This is a genomic window from Rhodobacter sp. NSM (assembly GCF_052244495.1).
Classification (GTDB): Bacteria; Pseudomonadota; Alphaproteobacteria; order Rhodobacterales; family Rhodobacteraceae; genus Cereibacter_A.
Genome location: NZ_JBQPXH010000006.1, coordinates 12651 through 27906, shown reverse-complemented (window position 1 = coordinate 27906; position 15256 = coordinate 12651). Strand labels below are relative to the sequence as shown.

The 15256-nt window shown below is 70.4% G+C and carries 9 protein-coding genes; 5 read left to right on the top strand and 4 right to left on the bottom strand.

Going from position 1 to position 15256, the window contains the following annotated elements; all coding sequences use genetic code 11:
* Positions 1-149 precede the first annotated feature (149 nt).
* From ACTVZP_RS13285 to ACTVZP_RS13265, 5 genes are all read left to right on the top strand, one after another.
* A complete protein-coding gene (locus ACTVZP_RS13285) occupies positions 150-1721 on the top strand; it encodes a bifunctional metallophosphatase/5'-nucleotidase (protein WP_443212629.1) in 1572 nt (523 codons plus the stop codon).
* Positions 1722-1993: 272 nt separating this feature from the next.
* Positions 1994-2902 carry a response regulator gene (locus ACTVZP_RS13280; protein ID WP_443212805.1) on the top strand — a complete coding sequence of 303 codons (909 nt, stop codon included), beginning with the start codon at positions 1994-1996 and terminating at the stop codon, positions 2900-2902.
* 145 nt (positions 2903-3047) lie between these two features.
* Positions 3048-6374, top strand: coding sequence for a transglutaminase family protein (locus ACTVZP_RS13275; RefSeq protein ID WP_443212628.1), 3327 nt, complete (start codon positions 3048-3050; stop codon positions 6372-6374).
* Positions 6374-8758: a circularly permuted type 2 ATP-grasp protein gene (locus ACTVZP_RS13270; RefSeq protein WP_443212627.1), complete on the top strand. Its 2385-nt coding sequence runs from the start codon at positions 6374-6376 to the stop codon at positions 8756-8758. Before ACTVZP_RS13275 ends, ACTVZP_RS13270 begins: the two co-directional genes overlap by 1 nt.
* Complete coding sequence (locus tag ACTVZP_RS13265; RefSeq protein ID WP_443212626.1) at positions 8759-9643, top strand: transglutaminase family protein; 885 nt, start codon at positions 8759-8761, stop codon at positions 9641-9643. It begins immediately after the preceding gene.
* 122 nt (positions 9644-9765) lie between these two features.
* On the opposite strand, the gene ACTVZP_RS13260 is transcribed toward ACTVZP_RS13265, so the two are convergent.
* From ACTVZP_RS13260 to ACTVZP_RS13245, 4 genes are all read right to left on the bottom strand, one after another.
* Positions 9766-10905 (bottom strand): lipocalin-like domain-containing protein, encoded by a 1140-nt coding sequence (locus ACTVZP_RS13260; RefSeq protein WP_443212625.1) that lies wholly within the window; start codon positions 10903-10905, stop codon positions 9766-9768.
* Positions 10895-13282 carry an FtsX-like permease family protein gene (locus ACTVZP_RS13255; RefSeq protein ID WP_443212624.1) on the bottom strand — a complete coding sequence of 796 codons (2388 nt, stop codon included), beginning with the start codon at positions 13280-13282 and terminating at the stop codon, positions 10895-10897. Before ACTVZP_RS13255 ends, ACTVZP_RS13260 begins: the two co-directional genes overlap by 11 nt.
* The gene (locus ACTVZP_RS13250) at positions 13279-13968 is read right to left on the bottom strand and encodes an ABC transporter ATP-binding protein (RefSeq protein ID WP_443212623.1); all 690 of its coding nucleotides are present in this window, start codon (positions 13966-13968) and stop codon (positions 13279-13281) included. The genes ACTVZP_RS13255 and ACTVZP_RS13250 overlap by 4 nt, the downstream gene beginning before the upstream one ends.
* A 228-nt stretch (positions 13969-14196) precedes the next feature.
* Entirely contained in the window at positions 14197-15255 is a 1059-nt protein-coding gene (locus ACTVZP_RS13245) for a DUF1513 domain-containing protein (protein ID WP_443212622.1), read from the bottom strand.
* Position 15256: the final 1 nt, after the last annotated feature.

The window sequence follows — 15256 nt, the reverse complement described above, 5'->3', positions numbered from 1 at the left end:
TGCACCCGGACCGGGCGGCGGTCAATACGGCCGATGGCGGGTGGGCTTCGCCGAAGGGCCTGCCCCAGCGTCAGCTTTCCCTTCTGCCTTTGACAGCAGAGGCCCGTCCCCGCACTCTGGCCGCACCTGTCCAGACCGGGAGCATAGACATGAAATCCACCCTTTTCGCCTCGGCCGCGGTGCTGACGCTGGCGGCGGGCGCGGCGCGGGCCGACTTTGAGCTCACCATCCTGCACACGAACGATTTCCACGACCGGTTCGAGCCGATCTCGAAATACGACTCGACCTGCCCGCCCGAGGACAACGCGGCAGGAGAGTGCTTCGGCGGGATCGCCCGGCTGGTCACGGCCATCGCCGAGGCGCGCGGGCAGGGCGGGACGCGGCTGCTGCTGGATGCGGGGGACCAGTTCCAGGGCTCGCTCTTCTACACGCGCTACAAGGGAGATCTTGCAGCCGAGTTCATGAACAAGCTCGACTACGACGCGATGGCGGTGGGCAACCACGAGTTCGACGACGGCCCCCAGGTCCTGACCGAGTTCGCACGGAAGCTCGAGACGCCGCTCCTCATGGCGAATGCCGACCTGACGGGCGAGGCGGAGTTGCGCGAGCAGGTTCAGAAGTCGGTGGTGATCGAGAAGGGTGGCGAGAAGATCGGAATCGTCGGGCTGACGCCGCTCGACACCGCCGAGCTCGCCAGCCCGGGTCCGAATGTGATCTTCACCGATCCGGCGCAGGCGGCGCAGGCCGAGGTCGACCGGCTGACGGCAGAGGGCGTGAACAAGATCATCCTGCTCTCGCATCTCGGATACGAGGCCGACAAGCAGATCGCCTCGCAGCTCACGGACGTCGATGTGATCGTGGGGGGGCATTCGCACACACTTCTGTCGAACGAGGACGAGGCGGCGGCCGGGCCCTATCCGACGATGGTGAACGACGTGGCCATCGTCACCGCCTATTCCTACGGCAAGTATCTGGGTGAGCTGAACGTCACCTTCGACGATGCGGGGGCGCTTGTCTCGGCCGAGGGCGCGCCCAAGCTGATCGACGCCTCCGTGGCCGAGGATGCGGCGACGGTCGAGCGCGTGAAGGAACTTGCCGCCCCGCTCGAGGAGATCCGCAGCAAGGTCGTGGCCGAGGTGCCGGAAGCCATCGACGGCTCGCGCGAGAGTTGCCGCAGCCAGGAGTGCGAGATGGGCAACCTCGTCGCCGACGCGATGCTCGAGAGGGTGCGCGATCAGGGCATCCGGATCGCCATCGCGAACGGCGGCGGGCTTCGTGCCTCGATCGAAGCGGGCACGGTCACCATGGGCGATGTGCTGACCGTGCTGCCCTTCCAGAACACGCTCTCGACCTTTCAGGTGACCGGCGAGACCGTGGTGGCCGCATTGGAGAACGGGGTGAGCGAGTTCGAGGAGGAAGCCGGGCGGTTCGCACAGGTGGCCGGGCTCAAATACACGTTCGATCCGGCCGCGCCGGCGGGCTCGCGCGTGTCTGAGGTCATGGTCATGGAAGAGGGCGACTGGCAGCCCATCGACCCGACGAAGACCTACGGTGTCGTGTCGAACAACTATGTCCGGCAGGGCGGGGATGGCTATGCGATGTTTGTCGATGCCAGCGATGCCTATGACTTCGGGCCGGACCTGGCTGATGTCACGGCGGAGTATCTGGCCGCGCACGCGCCCTATACTGCGGTGACGGAGGGTCGGATCACCCGCAAGTAAAGACGGAGCCTTCCCGCTTCATCGGCCGCGGCGTCTCGACGTCCGCGGTCGTAAATTTCTCGTGGCGGTGATCTGTCGCCGGGCCGGCTTGGGGCGGAACGCCTTGCTCTGCAGTTGATGCCGCACACGCATAGCGGGAGTAAGCGGATTTTTGCCGGAGTCCGGATAATTATCAGCGAAATCTACATCGATTACGGTCGAATTCAAAAATCTGCGCTAACTTGCGGTCGAGGCAGAATTAAGGCGAGCAAGAGGCCCGCGGGGTGAGCAGTATGCGGCTTCTGGTGATCGATAACGACCCGGCCTTCGTGCTGGTGCTGCGCCAGATGCTCGACGGCATCGGTTTGCCGGAACCCGACTGCGCGGCCACTGCGGGCGAGGCTCTGCGCCTTCTCGGGGGTGGGGCGCGGTTCGATTGCATCATCCTCGATCTCGATCTGCCGGGCGGTGCGGCCGTGCTCTGCCGCCGCCTGCGGCTCTTGCCCGAGTATGCGTCGACGCCCATCCTTCTGATCGCAGGGTCGGATCGCTCGGATGTTCTGGCCGAAGCGCTGGCGGCGGGCGCGTCCGATTATGTCTCGCGCCAGATCGATCCGCTCGAGCTTCGGGCGCGTCTGGGCATGGCCGCACGCCTGACGGACGAGCGGCGGAGGTCGAGCACCCTTGCGCATCGGCTGCGCGGGCTCGCAGCCGCGGGCTTCGGCGATCCGCAGCCCGTTCTGGGCGTTGAGGGCATGGTGGACCTGCCGACCTTTCAGGACCGAATGCGCGATGGACGCGGCAGCCAGACGGCGCTCGCGTTCCGTATCGGCAACGCGGGCGCCATCGCGGCCGGTGCGTCGGCCGTGCAGTATCACGAGATGCTGACCCATGTGGCGGCCGTGATCCTCGACCGGCTGGGACCGCAGGGGTTGGTGCTGGCCCATGCCGGGCAGGGCGAGTTCATGGGCCTCATGCCCGATCCGCTGACGGAGAAGCCCCATCTGCTGGCCAGCGACCTGGGCCTGAGGCTTGCTGATCGGGCACCGGTCTACGACAGGATGGGCCTGCCGCGCCCGGTGCTGCAGGTGGGCAAGCCGATGCGGCCCGGCCTCTTCTTCCGCTCGACGCCCGAGCGTCTGATCCGGCGCGCGCGCGAGACGCTGCGCCGACCGCAACTGGTGCCGCCGGTCCTCGTCTGACTCTCTACCCCGGCGAAGTCGCTGCCTAACCTTTGGGCATGCGCGGCTCCCTCGCCGAAGTTTTCGCCGCGGGCGGGCGATCAGCCATTGGCAGGCCACCGCTATCCGTGGAACCGTCGGCCTCCCCGGACAACGGACAAGCGACATGTCGATCAAGGCCAGCATCCACCATCTGACCCACTACCGCTACGACCGGCCGGTCACGCTCGGGCCGCAGGTGATCCGCCTGCGCCCCGCGCCGCACTCCCGCACGCGGGTCATCTCGCATTCGCTGAAGGTCTCGCCGGGCGGCCATTTCGAGAACCACCAACAGGATCCCTACGGCAACTGGCTGACACGCATCGTCTTTCCCGAGCCGGTGACCGAGTTCCGGATCGAGGTCGACCTCGTCGCCGACATGACCGTCTACAACCCGTTCGACTTCTTCGTCGAGGACAGCGCCGAGCACTGGCCCTTCGACTATCCCGAGGAGATCCTCGAGGACCTTTCGATCTACCGCACGCCCGAGCCGGCGGGGCCGCATCTGCAGGCCTTCCTCGACACGATCCCGCGCGAGCGCTGCCGGACGGTGGACATGGTGGTCGGACTCAACGCCCGGTTGGCGAGCGAGATCGCCTATGTGATCCGCATGGAGCCGGGCGTGTTCACGCCCGAGGAGACGCTCGTCCACAGGCGCGGCTCGTGCCGCGACAGCGCCTGGCTGCAGGTGCAGATCCTGCGGCACCTCGGCCTCGCCGCCCGCTTCGTCTCGGGCTACCTGATCCAGCTGAAGCCGGACCTCGAGGCGCTCGACGGGCCTTCGGGCACCGACCACGACTTCACCGACCTGCATGCCTGGACCGAGGTCTACCTGCCCGGCGCGGGCTGGATCGGCCTCGACGCGACCTCGGGCCTGTTGACGGGCGAAAGCCACATCCCGCTCGCGGCCACGCCGCATTTCCGCAACGCGGCCCCCATCGCCGGGATGGCGAGCTATGCAGAGGTGGACTTCGCCTTCGACATGAAGGTGGCACGCGTGGCCGAGCATCCGCGCATCACCAGGCCCTTCTCGGAGGAGAGCTGGGAGCGGCTGGACGCCCTCGGGCACAAGGTCGATGCGGCGCTGAAGGCGGGTGACGTGCGGCTGACGATGGGGGGCGAGCCCACCTTCGTGTCCATCGACGACTTCGAGGCGGGCGAGTGGAACACCGATGCCGTGGGGCCAACGAAGCGCACCTTCGCGGACCGGCTGATCCGCAGGCTCCGCGACCGCTTCGCGCCCGGCGGCTTCCTGCATTACGGGCAGGGCAAGTGGTATCCGGGCGAGACGCTGCCGCGCTGGACCTTCTCGCTCTACTGGCGCGAGGATGGCGAGCCGATCTGGCGCGATCCGGACCTTGTGGCGGGCGAGGCGCCGCGCGCGGATGTGGGAAAGACAGAGGCCGAGCGGCTGATGCAGGGCATCGCCGAGGAACTGGGCCTCGAGCCCGATCTCGTGGTGCCGGCCTACGAGGATCCCGGCGAATGGCTCCTTAAGGAGGCGAACCTTCCCGACAACGTGACGCCCGAGAATTCCGAACTGAAGGACCCCGAGGAGCGTCTGCGCATGGCACGCGTCTTCGAGCGCGGGCTGACCGAGCCCTCGGGCTTCGTCCTGCCGGTGCAGCGCTGGCAGTCGCGCCCCACAAACCGCCCCCGCTGGCGGTCGGAGCGCTGGAAGCTGCGCCGCAAGCGCCTCTTCCTCGTGCCGGGCGACAGCCCGGTGGGCTACCGGCTGCCACTCGGCGCGCTGTCCTACGTGCCGCCTTCGCGCTATCCCTACATCAACCCCACCGATCCCACGGTCGAGCGCGGGCCCCTGCCGCCCGCCGGCGGTCCGCAGATCGTGCCCCTGCAGAACCCCGATCCCTCGGTGGCGAGCTTCACGCCCTCGACCCCGGGTCAGGCGATGGTCGAGCAGATCCTCGGCGACGAGGGGTCGGTGCGCACCGCGCTTGCGGTCGAGGTGCGCGACGGGCGGCTCTGCATCTTCATGCCTCCGGTCGAGGCGGTCGAGGATTACCTCGACCTCGTTGCCGCCGCCGAGGAAGCGGCGCGGAAGATGGGCCTGCCGGTCCATATCGAGGGCTATGCGCCGCCGCACGATCCCCGGCTGAACGTGATCCGCGTGGCGCCAGATCCGGGCGTGATCGAGGTGAACATCCACCCCGCCGCCAGCTGGGACGACTGCGTCGCGATCACCACCGCGGTCTACGAGGAGGCCCGCCAGAGCCGGCTCGGCGCCGACAAGTTCATGATCGACGGCAAGCACTGCGGCACCGGCGGCGGCAACCATGTCGTGGTGGGCGGCCGCACGCCGATGGATTCGCCCTTCCTGCGCCGGCCGGACCTGCTGCGCAGCCTGGTCCTGCACTGGAACCGGCACCCGTCGCTTTCGTACCTCTTCTCGGGGCTCTTCATCGGCCCGACGAGCCAGGCCCCCCGCATCGACGAGGCGCGGCACGACAGCCTCTACGAGCTCGAGATCGCGCTGGCGCAGATCCCGGGACCGCAGGATCCCCGCGGCCCGCTCTGGGTGCCGGACCGCCTGCTCCGGAACATCCTGACCGATGTCACCGGCAATACCCACCGGGCCGAGATCTGCATCGACAAGATGTTCTCGCCCGACGGGCCGACCGGGCGCCTCGGTCTCGTCGAGTTCCGCGGCTTCGAGATGCCGCCCGATCCCCGGATGAGCCTCGCCCAGCAGCTTCTCCTGCGGGCGCTGATCGCGCGCTTCTGGCAGAGCCCGGCGACGGGGCCGCTCACCCGCTGGGGCACGGCGCTGCACGACCGCTTCATGCTCCAGCACTACGTCTGGGAAGACTTCCTCGACGTGCTGGCCGATCTGCGGGCGCATGGCTTCGAGCTCGAACCCGAGTGGTTCAAGGCGCAGGCCGAGTTCCGCTTCCCCTTCTGCGGCGAGGTGACCTACGAGGGCGCGCATCTCGAGATCCGGCAGGCGCTCGAACCTTGGCACGTGCTGGGCGAGACCGGCGCCATCGGGGGAACGGTGCGCTACACCGACAGTTCGACCGAGCGGCTTCAGGTGAAGCTCTCGGGCGCCGATCCCGCGCGCTATCGCGTGGCCTGCAACGGGCGCGAGGTGCCGCTGCGGCCGGTGGGCAACGGCGAGGCGGTGGCGGGCGTGCGCTTCAAGGCCTGGCAGCCGGCGGCGGCCCTGCATCCGAACTTGCCCGTCGATGCGCCGCTGACCTTCGACATCCACGACAGCTGGTCGGGACGGTCGCTCGGGGGGTGCGTCTACCACGTCGCCCACCCCGGCGGGCGCAACTACGAGACCTTCCCGGTCAACGGCAACGAGGCCGAGGCGCGTCGGCTTGCGCGCTTCATGCCGCACGGGCACAGTGCGGGCCACTGGCCGCTCAAGCCCGAGCAGCCGCATCCGGAGTTCCCGATGACGCTCGACCTCCGCCGGCCCTCGGGCCTCTGATGGACCGGAAGATGCGTCCCGCGCCGGGCCTGCCCGGGCTGACCGGCTGCTACCGGCCCCAGCCCGGCGTGCCCGACGAGATGATGGACCCGGCCGGCGAGATCCGTCCCGTCTGGCACGGCTTCATCCGGCACCTCGCAGGTCTCTCGCCCGACGACCTCACCCGCCGCTTCGGGCGCGGCGACCAGTATCTGCGCGACGCGGGCGTCTTCTTCCGCCAGTATTCGGCCGAGGGTTCTACCGAGCGTGCCTGGCCCCTGAGCCATGTGCCGGTGCTGATCGAGGAGGCCGAGTGGCAGCGGCTGGGTGACGGGCTGATCCAGCGCGCGGACCTGCTCGAGGCCCTGATGGCGGACCTGTACGGCCCGAACCGTCTGGTGGCCGAAGGCGTGCTGCCGCCGTCGCTGGTCGCCGGAAATCCGGAATGGCTGCGCCCCATGGTGGGGATCTCTCCGCGGGGCGGCTACCATCTGCATTTCCTTGCGTTCGAGGTGGGCCGCGGCCCGGACGGTGAGTGGTGGGTGCTGGGGGATCGCGCGCAGGCGCCCTCCGGCGCAGGCTTCGCGCTCGAGAACCGGGTCGCCACCTCGCGCGTCTTCTCGGACTTCTACGCCGAAGCCCATGTCCACCGCCTCTCGGGCTTCTTCCGCACCTTCCGCGACGCGCTGCAGGAGTTGCAGGCCGATCCGCAGAGCAGGGTGGGGATCCTCACCCCCGGACCCCTGAACGAGACCTACTACGAGCACGCCTGGATCGCGCGCTACCTCGGCTTCATGCTGCTTCAGGGCGAGGATCTGACCGTCGACAACGGTCAGTTGAAGGTGCGGACCGTGTCAGGGCCGCAGCCGGTCTCGGTGCTCTGGCGGCGGCTCGACGGCGCCTATGCCGATCCGCTCGAACTCGAGGGCGGCTCGCAACTCGGCACGCCCGGCCTCGTCTCGGCGTTGCGCCACGGCTCGACGACGCTGGTGAACAACCTCGGCTCGGGCGTGCTCGAGACCCGCGCCTTCCTCGCCTTCATGCCGCGCATCGCGCGGGCCCTGCGCGGCGAGGAACTGGCCCTGCCCAACATCGCCACATGGTGGTGCGGGCAGGCGGCCGAGCGGGCCCATGTCGCGGCCAATGCCAACCGGATGCTGATCTCGCCCGCGCTCTCGACCCGGCAACCCATCGAGGACGAACTCGCGGCGCTGGCGGAAAGCCGGATCGTCCCACGCGACCCCGCATCCTGGCTCGAGCGCGAGGGAGCGGGTCTTGTCGGACAGGAATCCGTCGTGCTCTCCACCACGCCGGCCCATATTGGCGGCCAGCTCGTGCCCCGGCCGATGAGCCTGCGCGTGTTCCTCGCCCGGACGCCAACAGGCTGGCAGGTCATGCCCGGCGGTTTCGCCCGGATCGGCCGCACCTCCGAGCCGCGCGCCATCGCCATGCAGCACGGTGGCGCTGCGGCCGATGTCTGGATCGTGAGCGCGAACCCCGTCGAGACAGCCAGCATGATTCCCGCCCAGCGGGCACAGCTGAGGTCGCAAGAGGGCGCGCTGCCGGCGCGGGCGGCCGACAACCTCTTCTGGCTCGGCCGCTACGTCGAGCGGACCGAGGGCATCATGCGGCTTCTGCGCGCCCGCCACGTCCGGCTGGCCGAGACAGGCGATGCCAATGCGCCGCTCATCGCGGCGCTCGTCCCCCTGTTCCGCGGGCAGGGCGTCGATCCCGAGGAGGGGATTCCGAAGGGGCTGATCCAGACCCTGCGCTCGGCCATTGCCAGCGCCGGGCAGGTGCGCGACCGTTTCTCGCCGGATGGCTGGTCGTCGCTTGCGGATCTCGACAAGACGATGCGGCGTCTGGCCGACCGGGTCGAGCCCGGCGATGACGCCGCCCGCGCCCTCTCGGTGCTGTTGCGCAAGATCACCGGCTTCTCCGGCCTCGTGCACGAGAACATGTATCGCGTGACCGGCTGGCGGTTCCTCGAACTCGGCCGCCATGTCGAGCGCGGGGCGACGATGGCCGCGCTGCTCGCGACGCTGGCAGATCCCTATGCGCCGGACGGAGGTCTCGATCTTGCAGTCGAGGTGGGAGATTCGGTCATGACCCACCGGCGCCGCTTCGCCGTGACCACGACCCGCGAGACCGTGGTGGACCTGCTGGCGCTGGACGGACTCAATCCGCGCTCGATCCTGTTCCAGCTCGACGGCATCCACGAGCAGGTGCGGCTCCTGCCCGGCGCGACCTCGACCCCGATGCCGGATTTCCTCCGCCTCGTCCTGCGCACGCGCACCAACCTTGCAACGGAACGCGCCGAACAGCTCGATACGCAGTCCCTCTGGGCGTTACGGGCCGCGATCTGGGACATCTCCGACCTCATCACCGAAACCTGGCTGTGCTGAATGCTCTATCAGGTCCGCCTCTCCGTCACCTACCACTACGCCCGCCCGGCTTCGGGCGGTCGGCACCTGCTGCGCCTGCTGCCCGCTGCCATTCCCGGCGTGCAGGACATCTCTCACGACCTGATCGCGATCAGCCCCCGTCCTGCGGAGCGGTCGGAATTCATCGACTTCTTCGGCAACCGCACATCCGAGGTGACGATCGCCTGCGACCATTCCGAGATCGTCTTCACCGCCACCTGCAAGGTCGACCGGCTGTTCGAGGGCCCGGCCGAGGACCGCTCGGTCTCGCTCGCGCGCCTGCCTGCCGAGATCGTGGCCGTGTCCGACCTCGGTCCCGCATCTCCGCATCACTTCCTGCCGGCTTCGCCGCGCATCCGGCCGGTCCTCGCCATCACCGACTACGCCCGCGAGGCCCTCGCCACGGCGCCCACCGCTCGGGCGGCGGTCGAGGCCTTCGGTCTCGCGCTCAACAGGGACATGCGCTTCGACGGCGGGGCGACTTCGGTGGATACGCCGCCCGAGGAGGCCTTCGCCCACCGCCACGGTGTCTGCCAGGACTTCGCCCAGATCATGATTGCGGGCCTGCGCGGCGCGGGCGTGCCCGCCGCCTATGTCTCGGGCTTCCTGCGCACCGTGCCGCCGCCCGGCCAGCCGCGGCTCGAGGGCGCGGATGCGATGCATGCCTGGGTGCGCGCCTGGTGCGGCACGGCCGAGGGCTGGGTGGATTACGATCCGACCAACGGCTGCTTCGCGGGCGCTGACCACATCGTGGCCGCGGTCGGCCGCGATTACGGCGACGTGGCGCCGGTTTCTGGCATCCTGCGCATCGCCGGCGGCCAGAAGACGAGCCACGCGGTGGACGTGATCCCGTTGCCTGCTGGCTGACGCCAGCCGTCCGGGCGCGCCCCTGTGCCCTTTAACTGCGTCCAACGATCCTCGGGGGCAGCCGGGAGGGAGGGAGCAAGACGGCTCCCTCTGCGCCGCCTTCCGTTGCGCGAAGGCAGGGGTCAGTAGCCGGTCATCTCCAGATAACCCCGCCCCTCGTGGCTTCCCGAGATGGTGATCGGCCCCTCCCAGTAGGGCACGGAGGTCGCCATCCAGGCCGCATCGTTCAGCGCCTCGACCTGCACGTCGAGCCTCTTCGCGGGCAGTTCCACCCGCCAGTCGACCGGGACGCCGCGCCCGGCCACCTGCGCCTCGCGGAGCGGCGTCACGCGGAGCGCGCCCGGAGGCATCGGCTCGGGGCGGCCGTCGGCCGAGATCCAGGTCGCGCTGGTGTAGCCCTCTCCTCCGTCGCGGAGCCGGAACCCCATCAGCCGCGCGCCGTCGCGGAACATCAGCGAGAACCAGTCCCAGCCGGTCTGGTCCGCGGCGAGCGGCTGCGAGGACCATTCGCGGTCCAGCCAGGCCCGGCCCGTCACCTCCACGGCCTGTCCCTCGACCTCGATGCTTCCCGTCACTTCGTAGAAGGGTTGCGAGTAATACCAGCTCGCCTGACCGGCTGCGGACTTCACCGAATATCCGCTCTCGCCCTGCGGCACGAGCGGGCCCTCCGCCGTCAGCCGCAGCGCATAGCCGAAGTCCGCACCAGAGGCCGCGAGATCCACCGCCGAAAGCGGATCCGCGCCCGGCGCGGCGGTTCCCGTCATGTGCCAGTCGTCGATCCAGGCCTCGAAGGGGCTCGCCGTGACGCCGGCCTGCCCGATCCCGCCGCGCCCGAACCTCTCGGCCACGAAATGCCGCTCGGGCGTCGTCAGCGCGGCATGGCCAAGCCAGAGCTGCGGGCTCTGCCACCCCTCGCCCTCGCCGGGCGCGAGCGCAGAGCGGAAAAGCGTCCACTGGATCCCGTACTCGCGCCCGTCCTCGCCCGTCAGGACCGAGGTCAGGTACCACCATTCGATCCGGTAGTCGGGATGCGGGCCGTGATCGCGCGGGAACTGCAGCTCTTCGCCACGCCGGGGGACCGCGAAGCCCTCGGCGGTGGCGCCGAGCCCTGCGAAGCCCTGCGGCAGCGCGGGCGTAGCAAGGGCGCAGGCCGCGAGCAGGCAGGCCAGGAGACGGTGCCGGAAGTCCGGTGCCACGGCCCGCCACAGGTGCGCCACGGGGACCCGCAGTGCGGCAGGCAGGGGGAAGCGGCTAGCGTTCATTGGCGAAGACCCTGAGCAGATCGGCGGGACGCAGCCGGGCGAGACGCCGGACCGGCACCATCGCCGCCAGCGCCGCCGCAACGAGCGCCAGCCCGCCCAGCGTGAGCCAGTCGAGAGGGAAGACATGCATCGGCAGCCGCCAGCCGAAGGCCTGCACATTGACCACGGCGAGCAGCACCCAGGCCAGCGCCAAGCCCAGCGGCAGCGCCGCCGCCATCGTGCCCGCCGCGAGGATGAGCGTGCGCAGCATCTCGAGCCGGGCAAGCCGCGCCTTGGTGAGCCCCATCGCCCAGACCGGCGCGAGCTGCGGCAGCCGCATTCCCGAGAGCACCATGAGGCTCGCGAACATGGCGAGGCCAGCGACGCCCAGCGTGAGCACGTTGAGCGCGGCGGTGACGGCGAAGGTGCGCTCGAAGACCTGCAGCGAAAAGCCCTTGAGGCTCGCCTGATCGATCAGCGCCTCGTCGGAGAGGTCGAAGGCCGCGCGCATCTCCTCGGCCAGCGCCGCCGCGCGGTCGGGGGCTACGCGGATGCCGTAGCGCCGCCGTTCGGCCTCGGGGTGGAGCGCGAAGAATCGATCCGTTCCCAGGATCACCTGCGCGGACGGATTGCCGTAGTCGCTGTAGACGCCGGCAATGCGGCCCTCCCAGCCGGGCAGGCGGATCGCGTCGCCCGGCACAAGCCCCTCGCGGCGCGCGAGCTGCTCGTTCACCAGAGCCCAGTCTCCGCTTGCCAGCCGGTCCCAGACCTCGGGCGCCTGCGCCAGCAGTGGCCAGTTGTCGCGATAGGTCCGGTGGTCCGCCATCCCGTAGAGCTGCGCGGGCCGGCCCAGAACCTCGGTCTCGGCCCGCACGATGGGAAGGGCTGCCTCGGCGCGGGGTTCGAGCCAGCGGACGATGCGGTCGGCCGTCTCCTCGTCGGGCGCGCTGAGGTAGAGTTCGAAGGCGAGGCGCTGGTCGAGCCATCCGGTGAAGGTCAGCCGGAAGCTCGAGACCATGGTGCCCACGCCGATGTTGGCGGCCAGCGCAAGCAGCAGCGCCATCAGCGCGAGCGAGAGGCCGGGAAGCTGCTGGCGCGTGTCGGCCCAGAACCACTGCGCGATCGGACCTCGCGCGAGGCGCTGGGCCATGCGCAGCAGGAGCGCGAGCAGCACGGGCAGCAGGAGCGCCGCCCCGAGCAGGAGCGCCGCGAGCAGCACGAAAGCCGCGACGATCCCCTGCCCCCAGAGGAGGAGCCCGCCTGCGAGGACCAGCAGCCCGACCGCCGCCATGGCCTGCCGCCAGAGCGCGTGCTCGGAGGCGACGGCCCAGGCGCGGGGCTGGGCGGGGGCGAGAAGCGGCAGATGCGCCACGCGCCAGAGGCTCTGGCTGGCCGAGGCCAGCGTGCCGAGCAGCGCGATGCCGAGTCCCGCCGCCGCCCAGCCGGGCCGGAAGGCGAGCGTGCCCGGCACTTCGGCGCCGTAGAGCCCGCGAAGCGTTGCCGCAACGTCGGGCAAGAGCAGTGCCGCGACGAGGTAGCCGAGCGCGAGGCCCACGGCCCCTGCCACCAGCGCGAAGAGCAGGAGCTCGGCGAAAAGCAGCCCGATCAGCGTCCGCGCCGTCACCCCCAGCGCGCGCAGCGTGCGGAACATCGGGCGGCGCTGCTCAAAGGCGAGGCCGATGGCGGAATGGACGATGAAGAGCCCCACGGCGAAGGAGAGGAGGCCGAAGGCCGTCAGGTTCAGGTGGAAGCTGTCGGTCAGCCGCGCCACGTCGTTCTCCGTATCGGGCGCGGCGAGGCGGAGGCCCTCGGGCAGGGAAGCCGGCTGCGGCGCCTCGGGGTCGAGGAGGAGGTGCGAGATCTGCCCCTCCATCCGCAGAAGCCGCTGCGCCTGCCCGATGTCGATGAGGCCGGTGCCGGGCGGAACTCCCTCGGCCGCGCGCAGTGGTGGCAGGTCCGCGCCTTCCATCCGGGCGACGGTGTCAGGGTCGGCGAAGATGAGGCCGGGGGTGCTGAGGAACGGCAGCAGCGCGTCGCCCTCGCCGAACTCGACCTGTTGCGCGGGGGCGGGAAGGGTCATGGGGTCGATCCCGATCAGCCGCAGGCTGCGCCGCTCGTCGATCCGCAGCCGCCCCTCCACCACCGGCGAGACCAGCCAGCCGGCGCGGCGCAGCGCGACATAGGCTTCCTGAGCAATTGGGCCTTCGGCCACCACGCGGCTCAGCCGGTCCTGCCCGAGCGTTGCCGCCGCTTCGTCATAGCTCGCCCGCGCCTCGGCGTTGATCGCCTGCACCCCCGACCAGAGCGCGGTCGCCAGCGCGAGCCCGAGGAGCAGCATGGCGAGCTGCAGCGGGCTCCGCCGCCAATGCGAGAGCAGCGCCGAAAGCACGACCCTCATGCGACCCGGCCCGCCGAGAGCTGCAGCCGGCCGTGGAGCCGGCCGGCGAGGCGTGTCGAGTGCGTGACCATCAGGAGGCCCGCTCCTGTCTGGCTCACCAGCCGCAGGAAGAGCGCCATCACCGCGTCGCCCGTTGCCTCATCGAGGTTGCCGGTCGGCTCGTCCGCCAGCACGAGGCGGGGGCGCGCCGCCAGCGTCCGGCCGATGGCCACGCGCTGCTGCTGGCCGCCCGACAGCTGTTCCGGATAGCGGTGCAGGCAGGCCGCAAGCCCCAGCGCCTCGGCGAGCTCCTCCTGCCATGCAGGATCGTGCCGGCCCGCCAGCCGCGCCTGAAAGGCGAGGTTGGCCGCCACGTCGAGCGAGGGGATCAGGTTGAACTGCTGGAAGACGAGCCCCACCGTCCCGCGCCGCAGATGCGCGCGCTCGGCATCGCCTGCCCGCGAGATGTCGTGGCCGGCGACGACGATCCTCCCCTCGTCGGCCGCGTCCAGCCCGGCCACGAGATGAAGAAGCGTGCTCTTGCCGCTGCCGGATTCCCCTGTCAGCGCGAGGCTCTCGCCCGGAGCAAGCGTCAGGTCCACGCCCGCCAGCACCTGCACCGGACCCTCGCCCGTCGCGTAGCATTTCCGCACGCCCTCAAGCGAAAGCAGCTTGTCCGAATGATCGTTCACCAGAACCGTCCGCACCTTCCTGTCCGGCAGGCCGCGCCGGATGGCCCAGAGCTAGCACGGACCGGGCCCCGCGCCAGAGGCCTCGGCCTCACGAGATGGTGGAGCGGGAGGTTCTCGAATGCGCACAAGGGGGCGCAGCGAGTTTGAGTCGGATGCGCTCGGGAAGATGCGCGACGCAGCGGCTGTGCTCGAGCAGGCGGCGGTTTGAGCCGCATGCGCGCGGGAAGGCGGAGCCGCGCGGTCTCAGATGCGCACGAGGTGGTTGTCCCAGGCGGCATCCGCACGGTCGAGCGGCCGGAAGCCGTCGCGCGTCAGGCGGGTGATCGCGCCGCCGCCGTCGGTGACGACGAAGCCGCCCTCGACCGGCGCCACGCCGCAGGCGTCGGGACGGGCATGGGTGGCGAGCGCCGTCCCGTCCTCGGCATGGAGCTGGACCACGCCCCCGCGCGGCGAGGTGAGCGCGATCAATCCGGCCGAACGCGCGATCGAGCCTGCGTAGCCCTGCATCGCAAAGAGATCCTGCTCGCGCGCGGGGCAGAGCCGCAGCGCCTCTCCGCGCCGGTGCAGGCCGAGGAGAGGCACCGGCTCGGCCGGGTCGCCCTCCCATTGCATCGCGAAGGCAACCGTGCCGTCCTCGCCAAGGGCCAGGTGACGGATCGAGTTCTGCCGCAGATCCTCGGGCAGCTCGGCCTGCTCCAGCAGCGCACCATCAGGGCCGAGATAGCTGAGGTTCGGCCGCATCGTTTCGACATTCAGCTTGGTGCGGTCCTGCGGATCGGTCCGGATGCCGCCATTGGCGACCACCAGCACGTCCGAGCCGGGCAGGCGGCGCAGCTCGTGCGGGCCGATGCCGCCCGAGGGGAATTCGTCCACCCGGTGCCAGCCGGCCGTGTCCCAGACGCCGATCACGCCCTCGGAGGTCTCGGCCACCACCTCGGAGGTGTAGAGGAGCGTGCCGTCGACCGAATAGGCGCCGTGGCCGTTGAACTGCCGGCCCTCGGGCGGGGTCAGGCGGGCGCGCAGACCGCCGCTCGCGCAGGCGATCACGAGGGCGTAGGTGCCGGGGCGGCGGGCAAAGGCCACGGCCTCGGCGCGGGTCGGATGGGCGGCGGCGGCATGGCCGCGCGCAGGCAGCGGGATCGCGAAAAGCCGGGCGCCGGTCTCGGTGAGGCCATGGAGTGCGAAGCTTCCGTCAGGCGCACGCGCGGCGGCGAGGAAGGCGGGACTGCCTGCGTCGGCCCAGGAAAGGCGGGGCATGGCCGAGGCGATGAGCCCGGCGAGGATGTGGCGGCGGGTGGCCATG

Bases quoted from the DNA above. Each gene is read 5' to 3' on its own strand.
- ACTVZP_RS13285 (WP_443212629.1), top strand. From the start codon at position 150: ATGAAATCCACCCTTTTCGCCTCGGCCGCGGTGCTGACGCTGGCGGCG.
- ACTVZP_RS13280 (WP_443212805.1), top strand. From the start codon at position 1,994: ATGCGGCTTCTGGTGATCGATAACGACCCGGCCTTCGTGCTGGTGCTG.
- ACTVZP_RS13275 (WP_443212628.1), top strand. From the start codon at position 3,048: ATGTCGATCAAGGCCAGCATCCACCATCTGACCCACTACCGCTACGAC.
- ACTVZP_RS13270 (WP_443212627.1), top strand. From the start codon at position 6,374: ATGGACCGGAAGATGCGTCCCGCGCCGGGCCTGCCCGGGCTGACCGGC.
- ACTVZP_RS13265 (WP_443212626.1), top strand. From the start codon at position 8,759: ATGCTCTATCAGGTCCGCCTCTCCGTCACCTACCACTACGCCCGCCCG.
- ACTVZP_RS13260 (WP_443212625.1), bottom strand. From the start codon at position 10,905: ATGAACGCTAGCCGCTTCCCCCTGCCTGCCGCACTGCGGGTCCCCGTG.
- ACTVZP_RS13255 (WP_443212624.1), bottom strand. From the start codon at position 13,282: ATGAGGGTCGTGCTTTCGGCGCTGCTCTCGCATTGGCGGCGGAGCCCG.
- ACTVZP_RS13245 (WP_443212622.1), bottom strand. From the start codon at position 15,255: ATGGCCACCCGCCGCCACATCCTCGCCGGGCTCATCGCCTCGGCCATG.